At 56.8% G+C, this 22,942-nt stretch carries 19 protein-coding genes and 1 tRNA gene; 7 read left to right on the forward strand and 13 right to left on the reverse strand.

Going from position 1 to position 22,942, the window contains the following annotated elements:
• Nucleotides 1-470: 470 nt before the first annotated feature.
• The 6 genes from ACXAD0_RS04270 to mutY all read right to left on the reverse strand — a co-directional run bounded on the left by ACXAD0_RS04270 (nucleotide 471) and on the right by mutY (nucleotide 8,116).
• Nucleotides 471-1,625, reverse strand: a complete 1,155-nt coding sequence (locus ACXAD0_RS04270) for a PP_RS20740 family protein (RefSeq protein ID WP_475087113.1) — start codon at nucleotides 1,623-1,625, stop codon at nucleotides 471-473.
• Nucleotides 1,626-1,637: 12 nt separating this feature from the next.
• Nucleotides 1,638-3,668 (reverse strand): ATP-binding protein, encoded by a 2,031-nt coding sequence (locus ACXAD0_RS04275; protein WP_475087114.1) that lies wholly within the window; start codon nucleotides 3,666-3,668, stop codon nucleotides 1,638-1,640.
• A gap of 23 nt (nucleotides 3,669-3,691) precedes the next feature.
• A complete protein-coding gene (locus ACXAD0_RS04280; RefSeq protein ID WP_475087115.1) occupies nucleotides 3,692-4,969 on the reverse strand; it encodes a DNA cytosine methyltransferase in 1,278 nt (425 codons plus the stop codon).
• Nucleotides 4,970-6,378: 1,409 nt separating this feature from the next.
• Nucleotides 6,379-6,454: transfer RNA gene (locus ACXAD0_RS04285), tRNA-Phe, on the reverse strand.
• Nucleotides 6,455-6,596: 142 nt separating this feature from the next.
• Nucleotides 6,597-6,869, reverse strand: coding sequence for an oxidative damage protection protein (locus ACXAD0_RS04290; protein WP_475087116.1), 273 nt, complete (start codon nucleotides 6,867-6,869; stop codon nucleotides 6,597-6,599).
• Nucleotides 6,870-6,964: 95 nt separating this feature from the next.
• Entirely contained in the window at nucleotides 6,965-8,116 is a 1,152-nt protein-coding gene (gene mutY, locus ACXAD0_RS04295; RefSeq protein ID WP_475087117.1) for an A/G-specific adenine glycosylase, read from the reverse strand.
• A 173-nt stretch (nucleotides 8,117-8,289) separates the two neighbouring features.
• Between mutY and ACXAD0_RS04300 the strand changes: the two genes are divergently transcribed.
• The gene (locus tag ACXAD0_RS04300) at nucleotides 8,290-8,436 is read left to right on the forward strand and encodes a hypothetical protein (RefSeq protein WP_475087118.1); all 147 of its coding nucleotides are present in this window, start codon (nucleotides 8,290-8,292) and stop codon (nucleotides 8,434-8,436) included.
• 193 nt (nucleotides 8,437-8,629) lie between these two features.
• Here the strand turns inward: ACXAD0_RS04300 and ACXAD0_RS04305 are convergent, their stop codons facing one another.
• The 3 genes from ACXAD0_RS04305 to ACXAD0_RS04315 form a co-directional block, all read right to left on the reverse strand.
• Entirely contained in the window at nucleotides 8,630-9,538 is a 909-nt protein-coding gene (locus ACXAD0_RS04305) for a MaoC/PaaZ C-terminal domain-containing protein (RefSeq protein ID WP_475087119.1), read from the reverse strand.
• A gap of 238 nt (nucleotides 9,539-9,776) precedes the next feature.
• Nucleotides 9,777-11,936, reverse strand: a complete 2,160-nt coding sequence (locus ACXAD0_RS04310) for an AsmA family protein (RefSeq protein WP_475087120.1) — start codon at nucleotides 11,934-11,936, stop codon at nucleotides 9,777-9,779.
• 438 nt (nucleotides 11,937-12,374) lie between these two features.
• Nucleotides 12,375-14,597, reverse strand: a complete 2,223-nt coding sequence (locus ACXAD0_RS04315; RefSeq protein WP_475087121.1) for a TonB-dependent receptor — start codon at nucleotides 14,595-14,597, stop codon at nucleotides 12,375-12,377.
• Between the two features lie 226 nt (nucleotides 14,598-14,823).
• Here ACXAD0_RS04315 and ACXAD0_RS04320 point away from each other — a divergent pair, with 226 nt between their 5' ends.
• From ACXAD0_RS04320 to hisF, 6 genes are all read left to right on the forward strand, one after another.
• Nucleotides 14,824-14,994, forward strand: coding sequence for a hypothetical protein (locus ACXAD0_RS04320; RefSeq protein WP_475087122.1), 171 nt, complete (start codon nucleotides 14,824-14,826; stop codon nucleotides 14,992-14,994).
• A 120-nt stretch (nucleotides 14,995-15,114) separates the two neighbouring features.
• Nucleotides 15,115-15,708, forward strand: a complete 594-nt coding sequence (hisB, locus tag ACXAD0_RS04325) for an imidazoleglycerol-phosphate dehydratase HisB (RefSeq protein ID WP_475090308.1) — start codon at nucleotides 15,115-15,117, stop codon at nucleotides 15,706-15,708.
• Nucleotides 15,709-16,371, forward strand: a complete 663-nt coding sequence (hisH, locus tag ACXAD0_RS04330) for an imidazole glycerol phosphate synthase subunit HisH (protein ID WP_475087123.1) — start codon at nucleotides 15,709-15,711, stop codon at nucleotides 16,369-16,371.
• A 55-nt stretch (nucleotides 16,372-16,426) separates the two neighbouring features.
• Nucleotides 16,427-17,170 carry a 1-(5-phosphoribosyl)-5-[(5-phosphoribosylamino)methylideneamino]imidazole-4-carboxamide isomerase gene (hisA, locus tag ACXAD0_RS04335; RefSeq protein WP_475087124.1) on the forward strand — a complete coding sequence of 248 codons (744 nt, stop codon included), beginning with the start codon at nucleotides 16,427-16,429 and terminating at the stop codon, nucleotides 17,168-17,170.
• Between the two features lie 34 nt (nucleotides 17,171-17,204).
• Nucleotides 17,205-17,414 (forward strand): hypothetical protein, encoded by a 210-nt coding sequence (locus ACXAD0_RS04340; protein WP_475087125.1) that lies wholly within the window; start codon nucleotides 17,205-17,207, stop codon nucleotides 17,412-17,414.
• 5 nt (nucleotides 17,415-17,419) lie between these two features.
• Nucleotides 17,420-18,193 carry an imidazole glycerol phosphate synthase subunit HisF gene (gene hisF / locus ACXAD0_RS04345; RefSeq protein ID WP_475087126.1) on the forward strand — a complete coding sequence of 258 codons (774 nt, stop codon included), beginning with the start codon at nucleotides 17,420-17,422 and terminating at the stop codon, nucleotides 18,191-18,193.
• A gap of 59 nt (nucleotides 18,194-18,252) precedes the next feature.
• Here the strand turns inward: hisF and ACXAD0_RS04350 are convergent, their stop codons facing one another.
• The 4 genes from ACXAD0_RS04350 to gpmI form a co-directional block, all read right to left on the reverse strand.
• Nucleotides 18,253-18,510 (reverse strand): DUF6316 family protein, encoded by a 258-nt coding sequence (locus ACXAD0_RS04350; protein WP_475087127.1) that lies wholly within the window; start codon nucleotides 18,508-18,510, stop codon nucleotides 18,253-18,255.
• Between the two features lie 104 nt (nucleotides 18,511-18,614).
• Nucleotides 18,615-19,964, reverse strand: coding sequence for a S41 family peptidase (locus ACXAD0_RS04355; RefSeq protein ID WP_475087128.1), 1,350 nt, complete (start codon nucleotides 19,962-19,964; stop codon nucleotides 18,615-18,617).
• Nucleotides 19,965-20,242: 278 nt separating this feature from the next.
• A complete protein-coding gene (locus tag ACXAD0_RS04360; protein ID WP_475087129.1) occupies nucleotides 20,243-21,385 on the reverse strand; it encodes a murein hydrolase activator EnvC family protein in 1,143 nt (380 codons plus the stop codon).
• The gene (gene gpmI, locus ACXAD0_RS04365) at nucleotides 21,382-22,926 is read right to left on the reverse strand and encodes a 2,3-bisphosphoglycerate-independent phosphoglycerate mutase (protein ID WP_475087130.1); all 1,545 of its coding nucleotides are present in this window, start codon (nucleotides 22,924-22,926) and stop codon (nucleotides 21,382-21,384) included. The genes ACXAD0_RS04360 and gpmI overlap by 4 nt, the downstream gene beginning before the upstream one ends.
• Nucleotides 22,927-22,942: the final 16 nt, after the last annotated feature.

Raw genomic sequence — 22,942 nt, forward strand, 5'->3', positions numbered from 1 at the left:
GTGTCTGGAATGTTCATCGTGGAGATAGCAGCGCTTTAGTCAACCAAAGTTAATTCTCAGTGAAATCGTTACATATTTCCTTTGGAAGCGAGAATTTCGAGGGCAGATATCCTTTGATCAGACCACGTTGTACAAAAGTCATCGAGCCATAGGGTCAATCATCTGTAATGGTTTTAGCAAGCGACCTCGGAGATATAAGAAGATAGAATATTTATACCTCTAAAAAATTGATGTAATTGCTCTAAACCCGCTTAGCATCGACCAAGATTATCTATAGCTGTCGTGTTTCGAAGTGCAATTTTCCAGAATGAGAGCTTAGATTTTCGACAAGGCTCCAAAAGTATCTGGTTTGACGACCATTTTGTCTCCAGCCTTGCACGCTGAAACATCAAGCATTGTCAGTGTAAAAATTACCATCGCTATTTACTGGAAATTGTATACGAAAGTGACTCAACGAAAACACAAACCATCTAGATAAGATCCGGACATACCTGATCCATGTAATCGGATACATCCCATCCACAGACAGTTAGCAATTCTTCCATCTTCTTTGCGCACTGGCGATGAACAGTTGAATTCGATTCTAAATGTGCGTCTACATCGAGGCTCTCAGAAAGTCTAGATAAGGCTTGACGCTGCAGGTCAAGTCTTTCATCAGCTTCTAGTGCTGGAGAAAAGTCTGGAGATGCTAAGCCTGTCTCATCGGGTATTACCGTTTCGCTTTTTCTTAACCTAAATACGAAGGAAAACATATCCGGACGCGTACTGCTTGGATCTACCTTATATTTACATGAGCTAATGAGAGAAATTCTACAGCCGTGGTTTAGGGCATACAAAACCACCCAGATTACAACGCAAATTTGCAAAATTTCTGAAAACTTGGCGTCTGACAGGCTATCGTCAGACAATGACATCGCCTGAGTAACTACTGTGAAAGCGTCTGAAAACTGATTTTCAAGAAGTTCTAGGATGGCCTCCGCATTGAGATTTTCGAGAACACTTTCTAGCTTATCAAATAGGTCTCTGTTCACGCCATTGCGATCTACTCTTGTGGTCAAGCAAAACATCCATGGGGTTTCTATAAATCGCTGAATTTGGTAATTCAGTAAAAGCATCATCGAAGATAGGGTTTGAGCCTTAAATATTCCGTCGCAGAAGTCCAGATTGATGAAGTGATAGGGGCCAATCTCTTTGATTCGACTCCAACTTATAGAGTTTTGGGTTTCAAGTGACGCAAAATTGAACCTATCAACTCTGGATTCCTCATGAATGTTCGGGTCGTCTGTTAGAACCGCGATTCTGGAATCCGCGCGACATTTATCTTCAGGGTTGCTGATGAAACCATGTACGAGTAGATTTTTTGTAGTGCTAGATAGCTTTTCTTTAATATATTGAACATCTAAAAGGTCTCCGCCCGGTAAGCCAAAATACCGTATGGTAGGGATGGATTCATAGTGATTGCTATACCTCGTGACTAGTTGATTGATAGCGGACCACCATTGATTCTCTCGCACGAATTGTTTTCTAGGTTTGTGCCAAGGCTTAAAACTAGGGTGATCATTTGAAGTCGGCTTAATCCCAGAGACTTCATTTTTATCGAAAAAATCATCATTAGATTCAAACATTACTTCAGGCCCTTATGCATCCGTACTTAAAATCTTTAATAAATCGACGATTAGGCTGTCAGCTTGATTCTGAGTGATACCTTCTAATAGACCGTAGGCATCTAGAATTTGAAGAATAGCTTCGGATTTGGCTTCGATCTTTAAGCTCTTCTCTGATGCTGTCTGTCTAATTCCTGTGTACTCTTGATATAGATTTTTTGAAATAGAAAAAGAGTCGCTATTATTGGTTTTGCGATCCTCTCCGTCCTTGACCTCAAATTTTGGTTTTTCGTTTGGATCTTGCCCAAGAGCCACAATTCTATTGTCTACATGGTTAGAAAGATTTTGAGCAAATTTTGAGCGCCTTATATCCTGATTGATAAGTGTTTGGTTTTTCTTTATTTGTTTGTACTTATTTACAACTTGCCTAATAGCTTGGTGTAGCCATCTCATAACTATTTGATAGTGTGGGTGGGCAATATTGAATGATTCACGATCTATATTTAATGCAGAGTCCAAGCCCTCGGTAACAAAAATTTCAACTGTTAGCTGGCTTTTTATAGTGTGTTCTGCAACTTGATGTTTCATGAATGTTTCATCGAACATTATGCCCGAAGAGTTATGAAGGCGAACGAGAACTCCGTTATGATCTTTAGGGACAACTTTTGGAGACCATAAAAGATAGGCATCAAAAGCGAGAGAACCAGCAGAGTCCTTGGGATCCATTGCCTTTAAGTTTGGAGAGTAGGAGCCAAGAAATAAAATTGGCTTCTTTACTGAAGCTGAACTAGTCGGCAAGTCTGAATATCGAATCGGGCGATAAAGATCAATACCATCTATAGTTACATTAAAGTCTATTCTTTTGGACGTCGTTTTGAGCGGGATGTATGAGGAAAAGCTAGCTAAGCTATCTTTGGCTGATAGTTTTTCAGCTTGTCCCTTTAACTTATTGCTAATGATGTAAGTTTGGGGAATGTCAGCAATAGATAATGAGAATGGATGCTTATCTATATAATTTAGAGGAACCGAAAGTGACAGAGTCCATAGCATTTGAAGATATTCATCAAGAACTTCTTTTAGTTTTGGATTTACTCTGCTTCGAGTTAGACGAATAACCGCATCATGTAGTTTATTAAATTTATCGCTTGATTTGTCTTCTTCATTCCAAGGGAGTTTAGGGGATCTCTGTTTTTTTTCATCGAAAAACTCGAATCCATTTTTCCCGCTCAAATATCCAATATGATATTCGGGCAGAACTGCTTTAGAAGAGTCCATGAAATCAAAGATGTCGTTTTTCTCTATTTTTCCAGAGTCTAAAGCATCAGTGTTATCGGCTTTCTCTGTTTCGGCAGATTCTTGCCCCCAAATATCGACGCTCTTTAGAAGATCGGCTGCGCTCTTCTTTATGTCACGTAAAATTATATCTGTGCCATGGGCAGAAAGATTCTTAGTCGTTTCCTTCCAGATTTCAACGTCGCCGGTTTCGAAGCTCGCGCCACGATTCTCCTGAGAGGCCAGAGCATCCTCTTTGGAAACATTTTCTTCTGAGTAATTGTAGAGACGTACTCTAGCGTTGAGATAAAAATCTGTACCTTCTTGCTTAGTGATAATTTCAAAATTACGGGTTAATTGCGCAACGCTAAAAAGGCCAATGCCGATCTTTCCAATTAGCTTACGTTTTTTTCGCGGGGAGCGAGTCAAATCATTCGGGTCGGTTATATTTAAGTTTTGACCTTTTAGGCTTCTTTTTGCACTCCCGCCAATGTGTCCAATTAGGTTAACTAATGTTTCAACTGACATACCGTTGCCATCATCTTTAATGGTCATGCTTTCGAAACGTGGAGCATCGGTATAAATTGTTACCTGTTCAGCGTCAGCATCATAAGAATTGGAAATTAGCTCGCGAATGGCTGAGCCCGGTAGTCGATAGATCCCATCGGTTACTCGAGCTAGTACTTTCTCGTCCGTTTTCAGCTTGGTCGTGGCATTTTTACCTGTGATCTCAGATTGAGAAATGTCCTCTATAAGCTGCAAGTCTGCATCGCTAACTGAATTATCTTCCATCGATTACGTCCTTGTATTACGCGTCAATGCATGGTTTTTACTAAGAGGAATAAAATTAGCTTTCCGAGTGCTTCTCCCAGAAGAGGGGGAACAGCATTTCCAACCTGTGTATATCTTGGGCACTCGCTGGTGCGTATTTTACCGCCTGTGGTGTACTTTCCAGTGAATACAAAATCATCAGGAAACGATTGAATTCTCGCCGTTTCTCTCACCGTAAGTATTCTCGGCTCGCTGTAGTGCAATATATCATCCGGTAGCGTCGTGACCGTCTTGGATGGTTTGGTTGGGTCTAGAACACAAATGGCATGTTTTCGAGTACCAATAATTGCCTTCTCTTTAGCGTTTAACACTATGCCTGGTCGAGATATTTTTTTGATGAGCCTAAACTTTTCTATTGTTGAGGCTTTATGTCTGGCTAGTCTCATGCTGTTTGGAGGGCGCCCGTTAAGTCCTTCCCTCATTAATTTTTGGAACCTATTTGGTTTTTTAGGTGGCTTATACTTTATTTTCTTAAATCCACTCTGGATATTCCCAGAATGATGTACCAGTTTGTGCTTGGAAATTTCTAAATCACCGATTGCATTTTTTACGGTGATAGGCCTGTTGATCGGTAGCCTCTTTTCTTCAAGAAATTTCTTCCTAATATCTTCAAGTAATATGAACGGCGAAATTCCATCATGCTTAAGATCGTTGCGAATTCCGAGCATTATGAAACGAGATCTGACTTGAGGCACGCCAAAGCGGTCTGAATTTAATATTTCGCGATAAACTTTGTATCCAAGATCCTCAAGTGATTTTTGGACAATTAGTGAGTATGCTGTTTTCTTGGCTTCTTTATTGCTATTGTTAAATGCCGCATCGAAGCCTTTTACATTTTCTAAAAGTAAGAATTTTGGTCGAATAATGCCGACCATCTTTATGTATTCTTGCGACATGCGGTTACGCGGATCGTCCGATTTTCTCATTCCAGCCAGAGAGAATCCTTGACACGGTGGCCCCCCCGCTATCAGGTCTACTTTGTACTTAAGTTTTTCTAGCTTTTCGTAGTGTTGACTCAGAAGGGTCTCGATAGTTGTTGATTCCTTGGGTAACCACTTTGGCCACGTAAAGTGAGAGTACCTCGAACCGTCAATCATGTTATGCCTAAAGGTTTCGAATGCCATTTGATCTTTCTCAATAGCAAAGATACCTGTCCAGCCTGCTTTTCCAAGCCCGAGCGAAAGGCCTCCGCAGCCACTAAATAGGTCTATATACGTTCCTACCATGCCTGAATATGATTTGTTTAATGTGGTTGTTTCCATCGAGATCGACGCTAATAGACTTCATGCATTTCGGTATTATCTACCAATTGGATGGAAACAACAGCCTAAAAATAGCCGTTTTTTGGATTTTTCCTGTAGATAGTTGAGCAACACGCTTTGCTCGGCATGAGCGTTTCGTAATGAAGTGTTTGAAATTTGTTCTCTCGATTTTGAGATGCTCGTCTTTTGAGTTATGGGAAGCCTTCAAGTTTTAGTATTGGTGTCCAGATGAGCGAGCGGACGATAAGAGCTAGGGAGGGCCCTTTAACATAGCTTGAATTGGTATTCTTTTGGAAAAAAATTTAGACGGGCAGAGTTGGCGGCTCGTAGGGCACAAATCTAAAGTAAAAGGCATTCTTTAGGTTTTGTGGGGGCGAAGTCTTGTTTCATCAAAGGTTATTTGAAAAGCTAGCTTCAGCTCTCGCCATCTTTTGGTTGCGCGGGACGAAATTTGATAGCTCGAACTATCTGAGCAGAATTTTTTTGGGTCAGTTGGTATAAGTCTTTCGTAAAATATTTAAGTTCGGCCTAGAGTTCGAAGGTTGGTTGTGGGTGTCCGTTGACTGTAAGAGTGTCATGTACGCTAAAGTGTTTCCGGTGGGGCGCGGTGGCCAATGGTAATTAGAGCGCGGATATACTTATCGAACTATTCCCGGGAGGTTTTTAACTGCCGGGTAGAGCTGCCCGGAGGCGGAAGAATCACAATAGCCTAGGGGCTATTGTGCCCCGGCGGGCTTCGCGCGTTTTCGCTTGTTTCTAACTGCTGTCGCAGTTAGTCGAACCAGTGGTGGTTCTATCGGCTTGAGGGGTGTCGGGTAGGGGCGGAAGAATCGTAATAGCCTAGGGGCTATTACGACCCTGCGGGGTATACGCCCACCCTTCAGGTGTGCGCCCTTCGGGAAGCTTCGCTTTGCTAACTGGCGCTGCGCTGGTTAGTCGCGCTTTGCGCTCGTTGCAAATCGCTGTCGCGATTAGTCGAACCGGCGGTGGTTCTAAAGAGTATCGAGGTGTCGGGAAGAGGTGCCCGGAGGCGGAAGAATCGTAATAGCCTGGGGGCTATTGTGCCCCTGCGGGGTATACGCCCACCTTTCAGGTGTGCGCCCTTCGGGAAGCTTCGCTTTGCTAACTGGCGCTGCGCTGGTTAGTCGCGCTTTGTGCTCGTTGCAAATCGCTGTCGCGATTAGTCGAACCACATCGGTGGTTCTAGGCGATTTTGAGGTGTCGGGTAGGGTTGCCTGGAGGCGGAAGAATCGTAATAGCCTAGGGGCTATTACGACCCTGCGGGCTTCGCGCGTTCGCGCTCGTTTCTAATTGCTGTCGCAATTAGTCGAACCAGCGGTGGTTCATCATCCGGCCCCCGAGAGCCATACAAAAAAGGCCCCATCCTTTCGGATGGAGCCTGTTTTGTATGGTGCCCGGAGGCGGAATCGAACCACCGACACGGGGATTTTCAATCCCCTGCTCTACCAACTGAGCTATCCGGGCTTCGCTGTTTTTCCGGGGTGTCCCCGGTAGCGAGGCGCGTATTAAACCCGCTTGCCGGGGAGGAGTCAACCCTTTGATTGCAAATCAGTTTTTCTGTAAGTGAGTGCTTACTTTTTAGGCGCCTCGGGCTTCCTTTTGGGGCTTATTCCGACGGGGGAACGTAGCCTTCTGCGTCGTCGTACTCCTCGCCGCTGAGGAATTTCTGCATCTGCTCACCCAGGTAGGCGCGGGACGACGGCTCCATCATGTTGAGGCGCTTTTCGTTGATGAGCATGGTCTGGTGGGCCATCCATTCGCCCCAGGCTTTTTTGGAGACGTTGTCGAAGATGTCCTGGCCTTTCGGGCCGGGGAAGGGTGGGCGGTCCAGGCCTTCGAGTTCCTGCTGGTACTTGCGGCAGAATACGGTGCGCGACATGGGGGTCTCCTTCCTGTGCAGTCGTTACTGGTCTGTTGTGGGCAGCGGCGGCTGGGCCGCTGCGCTGTCTGTTGGTTTGCCTGTTTGCTGGATGGTTAGCTGCCGGCCTGCTCGGTGAGGAGCGGGGCGCGCATGGCGTCCAGTTGTTTCGCCAGTTTGGCGATGGGGGCTGGCAGGCCCAGGTCCTGTGCCGCGCGGGGGCGGTTGAGCTGGCGCAGTTTATACCAGCCGCTGCCGCCTTCGGCTACCTGCTGTTTGCCAAGCGTTGGTCGTTTAGCCAGCTGGATCCACACGGGGCTGATGTCCAGGTGGAAGTGGGTGAAAGTATGGCGCAGGGTGGGTAGGGCCTGTAGCTCGCTGGCGGCCAGGTCGCGGCTGGCGAGCCATTCCTGTGCGCTGGCCTCCCCGCCATCGTCTTGTTCCAATTGTGGCGGAATCCACAGGCCGCCCCAGATACCGCTGGGTGGGCGCTGTTCCAGGTAGAGCTCGCCGTCGTGCTCGATCAATAGCATGGTGGTGCAGCGCACCGGTTTCTCTTTTTTGGGCTTTTTGCCGGGGTAGTCCTGCGGGTTGCCCTGCGCGCGTGCGGTGCAGCCTGCTTGCAATGGGCAGGCGTCGCAGCGGGGTTTGCTGCGGGTACACACGGTGGCGCCCAGGTCCATCATGGCCTGGGTGTAATGGTTGGTGCGCTCTTCTGGGGTGAACTGTTCGGCCAGGGCCCACAGGTCTTTGGCCACGGCGCTCTGGCCGGGCCAGCCGGCAATGGCGCTAAAGCGGGCCAGTACCCGTTTGACGTTGCCATCGAGGATGGGCGCGTTCAGGCCCATGCTGATACTGGCAATGGCGCCGGCGGTGGAGCGGCCGATACCGGGCAGTTCGGTGAGGGCCTCGACATCCTGCGGAAAAGCCCCGCCGTGTTCTGTCATTACGGTCTGTGCGCACTTGTGCAGGTTGCGCGCGCGGGCGTAGTAGCCAAGGCCGCTCCAGTGGGCTAGTACCTGGTCGAGCGGTGCACTGGCGAGGGCGTCCAGCGTGGGGAAGCTCTGCATAAATCGCTCGAAGTAAGGGATCACTGCGGTGACCTGGGTCTGCTGCAGCATGATCTCTGATACCCACACCCGGTAGGGGTTGATGTCCTGCTGCCACGGCAGGTCTTTGCGGCCGTGCTGGTCGAACCAGGTGAGGACGGCTTGCTGGAATTGGGTGGGGGACATCTTCGTGGGCATGGGGTTGGCGGGCTGTTGCATTTGGGGGGAGTTTACCAGAGCTGGGTTGTTCCGGGTTCTGTTGTGGCTCTGGCGGTACGGAGGGGTTGGGTGGTCCCTGGATCCCGGCCTTCGCCGGGATGACGATGGGGGGTGCTGGTGGTGTTGTGGTGGCTGGATCCCGGCCTGCGCCGGGATGACGATGGGAGGGGCTGATGGTGTTGTGGTGGTTGGGTCCCGGCCTGCGCCGGGATGACGATGGGGTTATGTGTGCGATGGAGGGACTGGTGGTGTTGTGGTGGCTGAGTTTCGGCCTGTGTCGGGATGACGAGGAGGGGTGTGTGCGTGTTGGAAGGCGCTGATGGTTTTGTGGTGGCTGGATCCCGGCCTTCGCCGGGATGACGATGGGAGGTACTGGTGGTGTTGTGGTGGCTGGGTCTCGGTCTGTGTCGCGATGACGATGGCGTAAGTGTGTGCTTTGGACCGGTTTATGGTTTGTGGTGTGACAATGAGATGTCGTCACCCCGGCGGAGGCCGGGGTCCAGAGGGGGTGGCTCAGCCCAGCTGCAGGTTGCCCGACAGGTGCGGCTTGCGGCCGCGGCCGTCGCGCAGTTCAAACTCGGTGGCGCCGTTGCTGCTGTCGGACAGCAGGGTGACGGTGCCGGGCAGGTAGATGGGCAGCTTGAACGCGACGTCGGTGGTGATGGGGCCGCTGTGATCGGCGGGCAGTAGTTCGGCCAGGGTGCGGCTCTTGCTCCACATGCCGTGCACAATCTGCCGGCGGAAGCCCAGCAGTTTGGCGGTAAACGGGTACAGGTGAATCGGGTTGAAGTCGCCGGAGGCGGCGGCGTACTGGCGGCCCTTATTGGCGGGCAGCTGCCACTGTACCGAGCGGGCGAAGGCTTTGGCGGCTTCGCGCGCGGGGCGCGTGGGTTTGGCGGCGGCGGTCTTGTTGGCTTTGCCCTTGCCCAGGTGCGGGCCCTTGCGGATCAGCACCACGCTGAGTTCTTCCCAGATGGGTTCGCCGCTGCTGTCGCCGGCGGGGCGGGCTTCGGTAATGATGTCCACTTCGTAGCCCTTGGTGACGGGGCGGGCCTCGCCCAGGCGCACGCTGATATCCAGCGCCTCGTCATTGCGGATCGGGCGGCGCTGGTGGATCTGGTTGCGCAGGTGTACGGCGCCCATGGGCGCATAAGGGAAGGCCGGTTCCAGCATCAGCTGCAGGTGCAGGGCGAAGGCCATGATATGTGGATAAGTGACCGGCATGGTGTCGCCGTCGGCGAAGTCACAGGCGCGGCGGAATTTGCGCAGCTTGCCGGCATCGGCGCGCACATTGCGGGCGATCAGCTCGATGGGCGGAAACTGTGGGTCCGTCTGCTTCGGCTTGCGGCAGGTACCGGCGCGCAGCAGCATGGCGGTCACGCTGGGGATGCGGTTGAGTTCTCGCGTTGTTGGCTCGGTCACGGGCATTCCTGGCAAATCTCTCCTGTGCCGGTCGCGGTCCTGTACCGGCGAGGGTCACCTTAGGGGATTTCTGCGGGGAAGGGAACGGCCTGGCGGCGCAAAGCGCCTGGCAAAAGGTGGCAATCTGGCCGAAAGGCCGGGGCCTGTGGCGCGGCCCCGAGATTGGCGCCAAACCCTCGTCGGGTTGGCGCCGTTTTGCTGTTGGTGGAACGGTTTGAGCGAATGTTGCGTGTGCAACTCAGTCCTTGCGATCGCGCCCGAACAGGCCCTTGAAGCGGTCCTTGAGTTTGTCGACCTGCTCCTTCACCTTGCCCTCGTACTTCTTCTTGGCCTTGTGCTTGATTTCCTCGCGCAGCACGTCGTCGATGCGGCGGCTGTCGGGTTTACAACTGGTGGCGCCGGCGTCGGCAAAGCTGTCTTTGCAGCGCAGCGGCAGCGGGCGGTTGCGCCAGCGTTCGTTGCGGATGGTGCAGCCGTCGGCAGAGGTCTGCTGGCCCACCAGTGCCAGGCCCAGGGCAAAGTCGAACTCGCCCTTGTCCAGGTCCACTTCGCCATCGCCGGTGACGGCAATGTTTTCCACTCCGGCGAGGATCTCCTCGACCTTCACCTCGTCACCGCTCACGGTGAGGTCCACGCGCAGGTCCTGCAGGCGGGTCTGGGCGGGCCAGTCGCGCGCGGGCAGCTCGGTTTTTTCGGCGTAGCTCACCAGCTGGCACATGCCTTTTTCCAGGTTGAACGGCGCCAGTGCCATCGATTTGCTCGATACCTGTACCACCGCGCGCAGCTGCTTCTGCAGCTCGGCGGTATCGGCGCCGCGGGTCTGTGCGGTCCAGTTCACGCTGGACTGGCCGGAGACCTTGACCTTGTCGCTGGGGAACAGGGCTTCCTGCACCTTGGAGATTTCCACATCGGCCAGGCCGCCATCGAGTGCAGCCACCGCTGACTGGGCGCGGGCGTTGAAGGTGCCATTGCTGCTGAACTGGCCACCGTACAAGCCGGCGGCGAGTTTCTGCAGGCGGTACAGGCCGTTATCCACATTCAGCTGCAGCTGCGGGTTGTCGAGCTGCAGGTCGGCGGCGGTGAGCTTTTCCAGCGAAAGGTCGATATTGGCACGGAAGCCGCGCATGGCGGTGAGCGGCAGCGGCGTGGCTTCTGCCGCTTCGGCTTCTGCCGCTTTTTCTTCTGCGGCTTGCTTATCTGCGGCTTTGTTTTCCGCGCTGACGTCTGCCGTCTGTTCGGCGGGGGCAGGGTCGGCAGCCTGCTCAGCCGCGGTGCTGTCGGCGGTTGCCGCGGGCGCGGCGGTTTCGTCCGTCGACGGGGGCAGGTAGTCGTCGAGCACCAGTGCGCCGCCGCGCAGGTTCAGGTCGATACCGGGAATGTTGTCGTTGCGGAACTGGGCGCTGCCGGCGAACTCGGTGTCATCCAGCTGTATCTGCAGCGGAGTGAAGGTGAGCTGCTTGTCGGTACCTTCCAGGTTGGATTCGAGAGTCAGCTTCTGCAGTGCGTTGGCGTTCTGGGTTTCCAGTTCGCTGCCTACCACGGCCAGCCACGGGCGCAGGGGCTCGAGCTTGGCGTTGGTGTTGAGCTGGATCTGCCAGGGCTGCTCCGGCTTGCTGCGGCGCACATAGCCGCGCAGGTAAAACTCCGCGCGGGCGTCGCCGGCGCTGGCAGTGACTTCCACCGGCTGCAGGCGCAGGCCGTTGAGGCCCTCGTCGATGGCGAGCGAACTGTTGATCTGCAGGGTGACAGGCTCGGTCAGGGCGCTGCCGGTGACTTCAGCGGTGGCGCTGATCTGGCCGGGTTCACCGCCGGGTACCAGATTGTCGGCGGTGACCTGCAGCTGGTCCACGGCATATTCGGTCTTGGCCTGGGCATCGGTGTAGCGGATGCGGCCGTCTTCAATACGCAGCTTGTTCAGCGACAGGTCGATGGCCTGTGTGCCCTGCTGGGGCACATCCAGCTGCGGCGGTTGCTGGGCATCGGCTTTCTGTTTGGCCTGGATGGCTTCTGCCAGCACTTCCCAGTTGCCCTTGCCCTGCTCGTTTACCGCCAGCTCAATCTGCGGCGCGACCAGCACGATCTCTTCCGCATCCACCTGCTTTTTCAGCAGGGGCATCAGGGCCACGCCAATGGCGAGGCGCTCGGCCTTGACCAGCGGCTGCTCCGGCAGGGCCAGCGGTGCCAGCTGCACGCCCTCGAGTTCCAGGCCGATGTCCGGCCATAGCTGCCAGCCGATGTCCCCGTCGAGCTGCAGCGCAATGCCCTGTTTCTGCGCCAGCTCAATCAGCTGCGGCTTGTATTTGTTGATGTCGATCCCGGACAGCAGCCAGGCGACAACGCCCACCAGCAGCAGGATCAGGATAAGCAGGGTAATGAGTATGCGCTTGAGCACGGCCATGGAGCGGACAATCCCTTGTTCACAGCGCAAACCGGCGCTGCAGGCGTTATTGGTTTATCCGGCAATTGTAGGAGAAAAGGCTGGCCGTGTGGTGAATGACGTCAGGAATTTGCTCGGGGATTTTGCGAAAGGAGGAATTTGACGCTGGGAAAGTGTGTCGTCTAAAAACACGGGGGAGCAAATGGACTCCTGCAATGCGTCGAGCGCGGTGGGTTCTGGATCCCGGCCTGCGCCGGGATGACGACCGTGGAGGTGTTGCGGTTCTCGTCATTCCGGCGCAGCCAGAGTCCAGAGTCGGATGCGGTGGCACCAAGTTCCCGGCTTGCGCCGGGACGGAGGTAGGAACCGGTGAAGGCCCAACGGGAGCCTGCTTGCCCATCCAGTATCCCGTCACCCCGGCGCAGGCCGGGGTCCAGGTGCCACGCCCCTTGAGTGCGCTTAGAAGCGGAAACGAATACCGGCTTCCACGCTGCGGCCGGCTTCCGGAGCGAAGTCACGCAGCAGGGAGGTGGAGTTGCGGATCTCTTCGTCCAGCAGGTTGCGTGCGCTGGCGAACAGCACCGCGTTGTTGCCGGCCACATTCAGGTTGTAGCGCGCGGTCAGGTCCATGCGGGTGTAGCCTTCGGTCTCTTCTTCGAAGGCACCGGCGCGTTCCTGGGCAGACGCCTTGGTGGTGCGCAGCTGCCAGTTCCACTGGTCGTAGTTACCACCAAAGGCGATACCGACACGCAGCGGCGGCATGCGCGGTACAGAGCGGCTGTTGTCCACAACCTCTTCGTGGGCATGCTCCTCTTCGCCGGCGTGTTCCTCTTCTTCGTGGTGCAGTTCCAGGGCGCCGTCGAAGCTGGCGCGCACGCTGTCACCGAACAGTTCCACGTAGTGGCCGCCGGCAAACGGGAAGCTCACGGAAGCCTCGGCACCGTAGAACACCGCATCGCGGTTGGTGTAACCGTAGATGGCCAGTCCTTCTTCTTCGTGCGGCTCTTCAGCGAGCGGATCTTCTTCCAGGTGCTCTTCCACGAACATCTCGCCGGTATTGGCCGAGTAGATGTAGTCGGTTACACGGTTGTAGAACAGGTTGGCTTCGACGCGCATGGCGTGCCAGCCGGAGGCTTCCTCGTTGTGGTGGTGGTAGCCCAGCTCCAGGTTGAAGGACTTCTCCTTGTTGAGGTCTTCTTCTCCCTCGATAAAGCGGGCTTCCGCCAGATGCTCACCGAAGGCGAACAGCTCTTCCGCGACCGGCGCGCGTTCGGCGTGGGTGGCACCAAAGCTCAGGTGCTGGTGCTCGGTCAGGAAGTACTGCAGGGTGCTGCTCAGGCCCAGCAGGTTGAAGTCCTGGCTGTCGGCCAGTTCTGGATCGATGGTGACCTGCTCAACGCGGCCGCCGAGGTCCAGGTGCCAGTCACCCCAGGTGCGTTCTTTCATGGCGAACAGGCCAATGCTGGTGGTGTTGCTCGGCTGGATAAAGGCCTCGTCACCGACGGCGGCAAAGTCTTTGTCGGTCAGCTGCAGACCATAGGCTCCGCGCCACTCGCCGCCGTTGTCGTGGGTGATCTCGATGCGGCCTTCCAGCGCTTCATTGGTGAACACGGTACCGGGCTCGCCTTCTTCCAGCTCAGCGTGCTCGTAGTCGTTGTAGCCCAGGCGTACGCTCAGCTTGTCCCAGTATTCGCTGTTGAGGCGGTGCTCGCCCTTCAGGTCGTAGCGGGTCTGCTGCAGGGCGATACGGACAGCCTCGGCCCCTTCTTCTTCGTGCTCGGCGTGCTCTTCTGCGGTTTCGCCTTCATGCTCTTCTTCATGATGATGCTCGTGGGCGCCCAGCGGGATGCCGTAGTTGCTTTCCAGCTGGTTGACAGAGAAGCCCACAAAGCCGGTTTCGGTGATCCAGGACAGGCCGCCACTGTAGCTGTGGGCGCGGTTGTTGCTGTTCCCCACAAAGCCATCGGTGTTGAATTCTTCTTCCTCGGCGTGCTCTTCGCCGGCCATTTCCTCGGCGTGGTCGTGCTCTTCGTGGTGGACGATGGCCTCACCGGGGATCTGGGTCAGGCCGTTTTCGCGGTAAACGCCGTCCACGTACCAGGCCAGCTGGCCCGCGCTGCCGTTCAGGCGGAAGACGCCGGCGTCCTGGCTGTTGCCGGAATCGTGGCGCAGTTCAAAGGCACCCTCGGTTTCCTCGGACAGGCTGGTGGGGATGCGGCCGTCGATCACGTTCACGACACCGCCGATGGCGCCGCTGCCGTAACGCAGGGTGGCCGGGCCACGCAGGATTTCGATGCGCTCGGCCAGCAGGGGTTCGATACTGGCGGCGTGGTCAGAGGAGGTGTTGGACGCGTCCGCCACATCCATGTTGTCGGTCAGAACCTTGACGCGGTTGGTGCCCTGGCCGCGAATGATCGGCAGGCCTACACCGCTGCCGAACGAGGCATTGGCGACGCCCAGCTGGTTGTTCAGGGTCTGGCCCAGGGTGCCCGCAGCCTGCTGGCGCAGCTCTTCACCTGCCAGTACGGAGACCGGCGCGGCAACCGCATCGGCGGGCTTTTCCAGCGGGGAAGAGGTGACATACACCTGCTCCAGGCGCTCGTTTTCCTGGGCGATTACAGAAGTTGCAGAAATGGTCAGGGTGCCGGCAATGGCCAGCGCCAGTCGGTTGGACTTATACATTGTGTGTTCCTGTCACGGAGGCATGCGCACGGCAACTGGCCTGCGCTATACGCCGAATTCAAATTTTCAATTGTTGTAATTACTGCGGTGACAGGGGGTGGGGTGGCCCACGGGCGCTTTGTCGCTCCGGCTGGCAATCCAGTGGGAGCGGGCTGAGGGCCAACGCGTGACAGGATTGGGGTTGAGGCGGCAGCAGCTGAAGCTCTGAGCCGGTGGCGCCCGGGGTATGGTTGAAGCACAGGTCGCACAGCTCGGACTCGCCTGCCTCCAGGTGGATATGCTCCGCCCACACCGGCTGGGCGACAAGCAGCGCAAGCAGCAGCGCGACGCTGGCCCAGAAGCGGGAATGAGTGGGGGTGAGCTGTACCATAGTGCGTATGATATGGGCACCGTGTGACGAATCAAGTTTCAAGTGTCACTATCGGGCCACATTCAGGAATTTTGGCCGTATAATTCGCGCCTCTTACCGCATTGGCCCCCGGAAGGGGTGCACAAACCCAAGACCAGAAGGACGGCACTGCTTATGCGCAAGGCCAGCGTCAATCGCGATACCCTCGAAACCCAGATCAGCGTCAGCCTCAACCTCGATGGCGAGGGCAAGGGCAAGTTCGATACCGGGGTTCCATTCCTCGAGCATATGCTCGACCAGATTGCCCGTCACGGCATGATCGACCTGGACATCACCTGCAAGGGCGATGTGCATATTGATGATCACCACACGGTGGAAGATATCGGCATCACCCTCGGCAAGGCGATCACCGAGGCGGTGGGTGACAAGAAAGGCATGACCCGTTATGGCCACAGCTATGTGCCGCTGGACGAGGCGCTGTCCCGCGTGGTGGTGGACTTCTCCGGCCGCCCGGGCCTGGAGATGAGCGTGCCCTTCACCCAGAAGCGCATCGGCAACTTCGATACCGAGCTGTTCTACGAATTCTTCCAGGGCTTCGTGAACCACGCGCTGGTGACCCTACATATCGACTGCCTCAAGGGTCACAACGCCCACCACCAGGTAGAGACGGTATTCAAGGCCTTCGGCCGCGCGCTGCGAATGGCGCTGACCCCGGATCCCAGAATGGCTGGCACCATGCCCTCCACCAAGGGTGTTTTGTAAGTGACCAAGATTGCGATCCTCGATTACGGCATGGGCAACTTGCACTCGGTTGCCAGTGCGCTGCACAAGGTCGCGCCCGAGGCCGAGGTGGTGCTGGCGACCACGCCGGCGCAGGCCGAAGATGCCGAGCGTCTGGTAGTCCCCGGTGTGGGCGCCATCCGCGATTGTATGGCGGGCTTCGTCGAGGCCGGATTTGAACCCTTGTTGCGCAAGTCCATCGATGCCGGTATGCCGGTGCTGGGTATCTGCGTGGGTATGCAGATCATGATGGCGCACAGTGAGGAAAATGACGGGGTGGATTGCCTCGGGATTTTTCCGGAGCCGGTGAAGTTTTTTGGCAGTGATCTGACAGAGGGCAGTGAGCGTACTGCCGGTGCTTCCAGGTTAAAGGTTCCGCATATGGGCTGGAACCAGGTACGCCAGCAGCGCAACCATCCGCTGTGGCAGGGCATCGAAGACGGCAGTCGCTTTTACTTCGTGCATTCTTTTTATGTACCTGCAGACAACAGCGATGATATTGCCGGGCGCACCGAATACGGTGTGCCGCTCGCCGCAGCGGTGGCCCGCAATAACCTGTTCGCTACCCAGTTCCATCCGGAAAAGAGTTCCGACGCCGGCCTGCAGCTGCTGAAAAATTTTGTGTACTGGGATGGCAAGGCGTAACAACGCCTTGTCGATATCCAGAGAATTCTGAATCAAGCGTTAAGAAAACCTGACCATGATTGTTATCCCCGCGATCGATTTGAAAGACGGCCAGTGCGTGCGCCTGCGCCAGGGCGAGATGGACGATGCCACCGTATTTTCCGATGACCCACTGGCAACTGCCCGCCACTGGGTGGAGCAGGGTACCAAGCGTCTGCATCTGGTAGACCTGAACGGTGCCTTCGCCGGCAACCCGGTGAACGGTGAAGCCGTAACCGCGATCGCAAAAGAATTCCCGGACCTGCCGGTGCAGATCGGCGGTGGCATTCGCGACCTGAAGACCATCGAGCGCTATCTCGATTCCGGCGTGACCTGGGCCATTATTGGCACCGCCGCGGTGAAAGACCCGCAGCTGGTCAAGGAAGCCTGCCGCGAGTTTGAAGGCCACATTATTGTCGGCCTGGACGCAAAAGACGGACTGGTGGCAACGGAAGGCTGGGCGGAAGTGTCCGACCAGAAAGCCACCGAACTGGCCAAGCGCTTCGAAGACTGCGGTGTGAGCTCCATCGTCTACACCGACATCGCCCGCGACGGCATGATGCAGGGTGTGAATATCCCGGCCACGCTGGAGATGGCACACGCGGTACAGGTCCCGATTATTGCCTCCGGTGGTGTCAGCTGTATCGAAGATATCCAGAAGCTGCTGGAAGCCGGGGACTCTTCCCGCAAAATAGCGGGAGCTATCACCGGTCGCGCGATTTACGAAGACAAGCTCGACCTGGCTGAAGCGCAAAAGCTGTGCGATAGCTGGAAAAGCTAAGACATTTTCACCGGTTATTTTCCGGCAGGTTAAATTGAAGCCTGAGTACCGGCAGCACCCTTTCGAAACCGTCCGCGCCATGGACGGCGCGGCCGGAGCTACAGGGATGTATGCACGCGATTTCGAAAGGCCTGCTTCGGTGGCCCGGCGCCACTACACCAATTGCGAAGTGCTGGCCGAAGTACTGACTAAAGTCCAGATCGAAGTTCAGGCTGAACCAGAACGAACCATCAGAGCAGCGTAATTATTATGGGTCTCGCCAAACGCATTATCCCCTGTCTCGACGTCGACGCCGGCCGTGTGGTCAAGGGCGTGAACTTTGTCGATATCCGCGATGCCGGTGACCCGGTGGAAATCGCCCGCCGCTACAACGAAGCCGGTGCGGACGAAATTACTTTTCTCGATATCACCGCGACCCACGAAGACCGCGATACCACCCTGCACACCGTCGAGAAGATGGCCGCAGAAGTGTTTATCCCGCTCACCGTTGGCGGTGGTGTGCGCACGCTGCAGGATATCCGCAACCTGCTGAATGCCGGTGCCGATAAAACCGCGATCAATTCCGCAGCGGTAAAAAATCCCGAGTTCGTGCGTGAAGCCGCCGAGCGTTTCGGCAGTCAGTGCATTGTGGTCGCCATTGATGCCAAGCGCGTCGAGGATGTCGACGGCGAGCCGCGCTGGGAAATTTTCACCCACGGTGGCCGCAAGCCAACTGGCATCAATGCCGTCGAGTGGGCGAAGAAAATGGCCGACCTGGGCGCGGGAGAAATCCTGCTCACCAGCATGGATCGCGACGGTACCAAAAATGGTTTTGATCTGGCGCTGACTCGCGCCGTGTCCGATGCCGTGAACGTACCGGTGATCGCCTCTGGTGGTGTGGGCAACTTACAGCACCTGACCGACGGCGTGCTCGAAGGCGGTGCCGATGCGGTACTGGCAGCGAGCATTTTCCACTTCGGTGAATACACCATCGCCGAAGCCAAAGACGCTATGCAATCTGCCGGTATTGAAATGCGGGTGTGATTTTCGGCGGGCGCCAGAGGTTTAGCTCAAGCGCCAATCGGGATCAATCAACGCCGGTCTCAGTTGCGAAACTGCTGTCGCCAACGTCGCGCGCGCAGACTGCCAAAAGGATGGATCTCTGCCCCGCCGACGGGCTTGGGTTTGGGCTTGGTACCAAACAGCTGGCGCGCGGCACGGGCGGCTTCGCCGCGGCAACAATAGGGCCCGAAGCAGGCGCCGCCGCGGACCTGGAAGTACCAGTCGTCCTGGAGTTTGAAGAAACGGTCTGAGCGCAGAGGGAGCTTGTAGCCCTCTTCGCCACTGCGATACTGCTGCATAACCACCTTCCCTAGACCACAGAACTGCACACCTGCGGTCAACTACTGCTGTCCTATCGATACTGCCGGACACCGGGCCCTGCCCGGGGGCGACTGGTCAGCTCTCAGTCGGTGCGGGCCACTTTTTGCTGACGCATCTGCTGCTGCAGTGCGTACAGGTTCAGGCCCTTCAATACGTTCAGTGCTTCGAAAATCTGGTTGTCGTCGCTGTACCAGTCATTGCGCTGTTCACGCGCTTTCTGGCGATCTTCCGCGGTGCTGTCTGCGCCGCCGTTACCATTGTTCAGGTGGCCGGCCAGATCTGCTTCCGTCGAGCGCGCGCGGCGTTCCGGACGGGTGACCTTGACCCGTTCTACCACGATGTCGGGCTTGATGCCCTGCGCCTGGATCGAGCGGCCGTTGGGGGTGAAGTACAGCGCGGTGGTGAGTTTTATTGCGCGCTCGTTATTGATCGGAATCACGGTTTGCACCGAGCCCTTGCCGAAGCTCTCGGTACCCATCACCACGGCGCGGCGGTGGTCCTGCAGTGCACCGGCAACGATTTCTGCTGCGGAGGCAGAGCCGTCGTTAATCAGCACCACGATGGGGGTGCCGGAAGTCAGGTCGCCGGGCTCGGCGGCGTAACTCAGGTTGGAACTCTCGTTGCGGCCCTCGGTATACACCACCAGTCCATCTTCGAGGAACGCGTCAGCAACTTCCACTGATGCCTGCAAGACACCACCGGGATTGTTGCGCAGGTCGAGGATCAGGCCCTTCAGCTGGCCATTCTTCTGCAGTTTTTTCACCTCGTGGGCGACATCGCTGCCGGTGCCCACCTGGAACTGGCTGATGCGCAGGTAGCCGTAGCCGTCGTCGAGGATTTTGCTGCGCACACTGCGCACGCGCACGGTGTCGCGCTTGAGGGTGACATCAAAGGGTTCGCGCATGCCCTTGCGCGCGATGGTCAGGGTGACGCTGGTGCCGCGGGGGCCGCGCATGCGCTCCACCGCTTCATCGAGGGTGACCCCTTTGAGCGACTTGCCCGACAGGCGCAGGATGACATCACCAGCTTTCAGGCCTGCGCGCGCAGCGGGGGTGTCATCCATCGGGGTGACCACGGTGATATGGTTGTTCTCGATGCCCACCTCGAGACCCAGGCCGGCAAATTCCCCGGTAGTGTTCGACTGCAGTACATCGAAAGACTTGCGGTCGAGATAGGACGAGTGCGGGTCCAGGCCCTCGAGCATGCCCTTGATGGCGTACTCGAGCAGGGTGCGGTCGTCCACTTCATTCACGTATCCCTGGCGGATCTGTTCGAACACCTTGGCGAAACTGCGCAGGTCTTCGAGCGGCAGGCGACCCTCGGCAACTTCGGCAGATTCTGACGCCGCATTACCTTCACCGAGTCCCATGATCGGCAGTGTGGAGAGGGCAACTGCGCCAATAAAAGTGGTTAACGCCTTGGGGGAGAACATGGAGTGGAAACCTCTGCCTTATTTCTTCGCTTCTTTCGCAAAGTGTAGACCGCAGCCCATCAGCAAGTTTTCAACTTGGCGGTGAATTCTACAGGCTAGCGTGGAGGACGGCTGTCTGTCGCGGGATTCGGCTCCAGCGATGTGGCGCCCTGTTCTTTTGCTTTACGCCGAGTGGGTAGCGTTTGGATGACGCACTGTGCGCCACGAGGGAAGTGGCGCACGCTTTGGAGCAGTGTAGCCCGGGGTGGGCCGTGGCGTGCCGGGGAGCGCGGCGATGATTAGCGGCGGCACCAGACGGAGGGATCGATGGGTTTGCCGTTGCGGCGGATTTCGAAATACACCCCGTTGTATTCAACGCCGCCACTGTTGCCGACCCGGGCGATAGTGTCACCGCGTTCGACCCACTCACCGATATTTCGCGTGAGTGACTGGTTGTGGGCATAGAGGCTCATGTAGCCATCACCATGGTCGACGATCACCAGCATGCCCTGGCCGCGCAGGTAGTCAGAAAAAACCACGCGTCCGCGATGGATGGCGCGTACCCGATCGCCGGCATTGGCGCGAATGGTAACGCCGGTCCAGGTGATGCCGTTGCTGCGCCGCTGACCGAACGCATTGGCCTTGCGTCCTTTGGTGGGCCACTCCATGCGTCCCCGCTGTTTCGCAAACGGCTGATCGCTTGCGGGATTGACCAGTGTTGCCAGTGCCCGGCCCACTTCATCCACCAGGCGCTGCAGGCGGTTGCGGTCCCCCTGTAATTGCTTCAGTTCTCCGCTTTTGTCGGCGAGGCGCGCGGCCAGGCGATCCAGGGTGGCCTGGCGGGAACGTTGCGCACCGGTCAGTTGCTGCTGGCGTTCTTCCAGCTGATTGCGTTCCGTTGCCAGGGTATTGCGTTCGCGCTCGATGCTGGTGCTGACGGTATCGAGGGAAGTGATGGTCTCGAGGTAGTCGTCGATAACGCGGCTGCGTTCTTTGAGGAAGTATTCGTGGTAGCGGAGCTGGCGGGCGATCTGGTGGGGGTCTTGCTGGTTGAGGAGCAGTTTGACCTGCTCCTGTCTCCCGAGGCGGTAAGCGGCGGCGATCTCCTGCTCGACCCGCCGCTGCATACTTCGCCGCGATTCTTCCAGCTGCTCCTGCTCGTGCTTGAGCTCCTGCAGCTTCTTGGTGCGGCTATGCATGTCGCGCTTGATCTTGTCGATGCGCTCGTGCAGCTCGGAAATACTGCGCTCGTTGTTCTCGAGATCTTTCAGCAGTTGATCGCGCTCACTGCGTACCTGGTTGAGTTCCTGCTGCAGCGTGGCGATACGCTGGCGGATCTCTTCCAGGCGGGCTTGTTGCTCTGCATCGGTCTGGGCCGATGCGGGCAGGGTCAGCAGGCTGGTGGCCAGGGCGGCGGCCAGCGCGATCAAAAAACGCTTCATGATTCGAGTTGTACCAGGCTTTTACCAGTCATTTCGGCGGGCTGTTCAATGCCCATCAGTGCCAGCATGGTCGGCGCAACGTCGGCGAGGCTGCCGCCGTCGAGCAGGTTGAGCTGGCGCTTACCAACATAGACGAAAGGTACCGGCAGAGTCGAGTGCTGGGTGCTCACCTGGCCGGATCCGGCATCGAACATCTCTTCGACGTTGCCGTGGTCAGCGGTGATCAGTACTTCGCCGCCGGCATTCAAAGCGGCCTTCACTACGCGATCGACGCAGCCGTCCAGCGCTTCCACCGCCTTTACCGCGGCGTCGAACACACCGGTGTGGCCGACCATGTCGCCGTTGGCGTAGTTACAGATGATGGCGTCGTACTCGCCGCTCTCGATTGCGGCCACCAGTTTGTCGGTGACTTCCGGCGCGCTCATTTCCGGCTGCAGGTCGTAGGTGGCCACGTCCGGTGACTTGATCAGTTCGCGGACTTCACCGCTGTACGGTTCTTCACGGCCGCCACTGAAGAAGAAGGTGACGTGGGCATATTTTTCGGTTTCGGCAATGCGCAGCTGGGTCTTGCCGATGCCAGACAGGTATTCGCCAAAGGAATTGACCAGCGGCTCGGGGGGGAAGGCGCAGCTGGCTTCAAAGTTCGCCGCGTACTCAGTGGTCATCACAAAGTCGGCCAGCTTGGGGGTGGCGCGGCGCTCGAAGCCATCGAAGCCCGGCTCGGTAAAGGCGCGGGTCAGCTGGCGCGCGCGGTCCGGGCGGAAGTTCATAAAGATCACCGCGTCGCCATCGGCAATCGGTGCTGCGTCACCGATACGGGTCGGCGCAACAAATTCGTCGTTCTCGTCGCGGGCATAGGCCGCTTCGAGGCCCGCCACGGCGGACTCGGCCTGGTAGTCGGTTTCACCGAGGGTGAGCAGGTCGTAGACCGGCTGCACGCGGTCCCAGCGCTGGTCGCGGTCCATGGCGAAGTAGCGGCCGGCCAGGGTGGCGATGCGCGCGTTGCCCACCGCGTCGCAGACCTGGGTCAGGCGATCGAGGGAAGGCTCGGCGCTGCGCGGTGGGGTATCGCGACCGTCGAGGAACGCGTGCAGGTACACCGCCCTGGCGCCGCGCTGCGCCGCCAGGGTGACCATAGCAACGATGTGGTCTTCATGGCTGTGTACGCCACCTTCCGACAGCAGGCCCATGATATGTACCGCGCCATTGCTGGCGATGGCCTGGTCTACGGCATTGGTGTAGGCCGGGTTGCGGAAGAACTCGCCGTCCTTGATGGCTTTATTGATGCGGGTGAAGTTCTGGTACACCACGCGGCCCGCGCCGAGGGTCATATGGCCCACTTCGGAGTTGCCCATCTGCCCTTCCGGAAGTCCTACCGCCATCCCCGAGGTCTGGATCAGGGTCTTGGGGTTGTTGGCCCAGATGCTGTCCCACACCGGGGAGTTGGCCGCGTGGATGGCGTTGTGCTCCGGACTGTCACTGTGGCCGAAGCCATCGAGGATCAGCAGAACGAGGGGGCGTTTGGTGTGCTCAGCGGCCATGGCGCGGGGTCCTGTA

The organism is Microbulbifer sp. ABF4_148 (assembly GCF_056158985.1).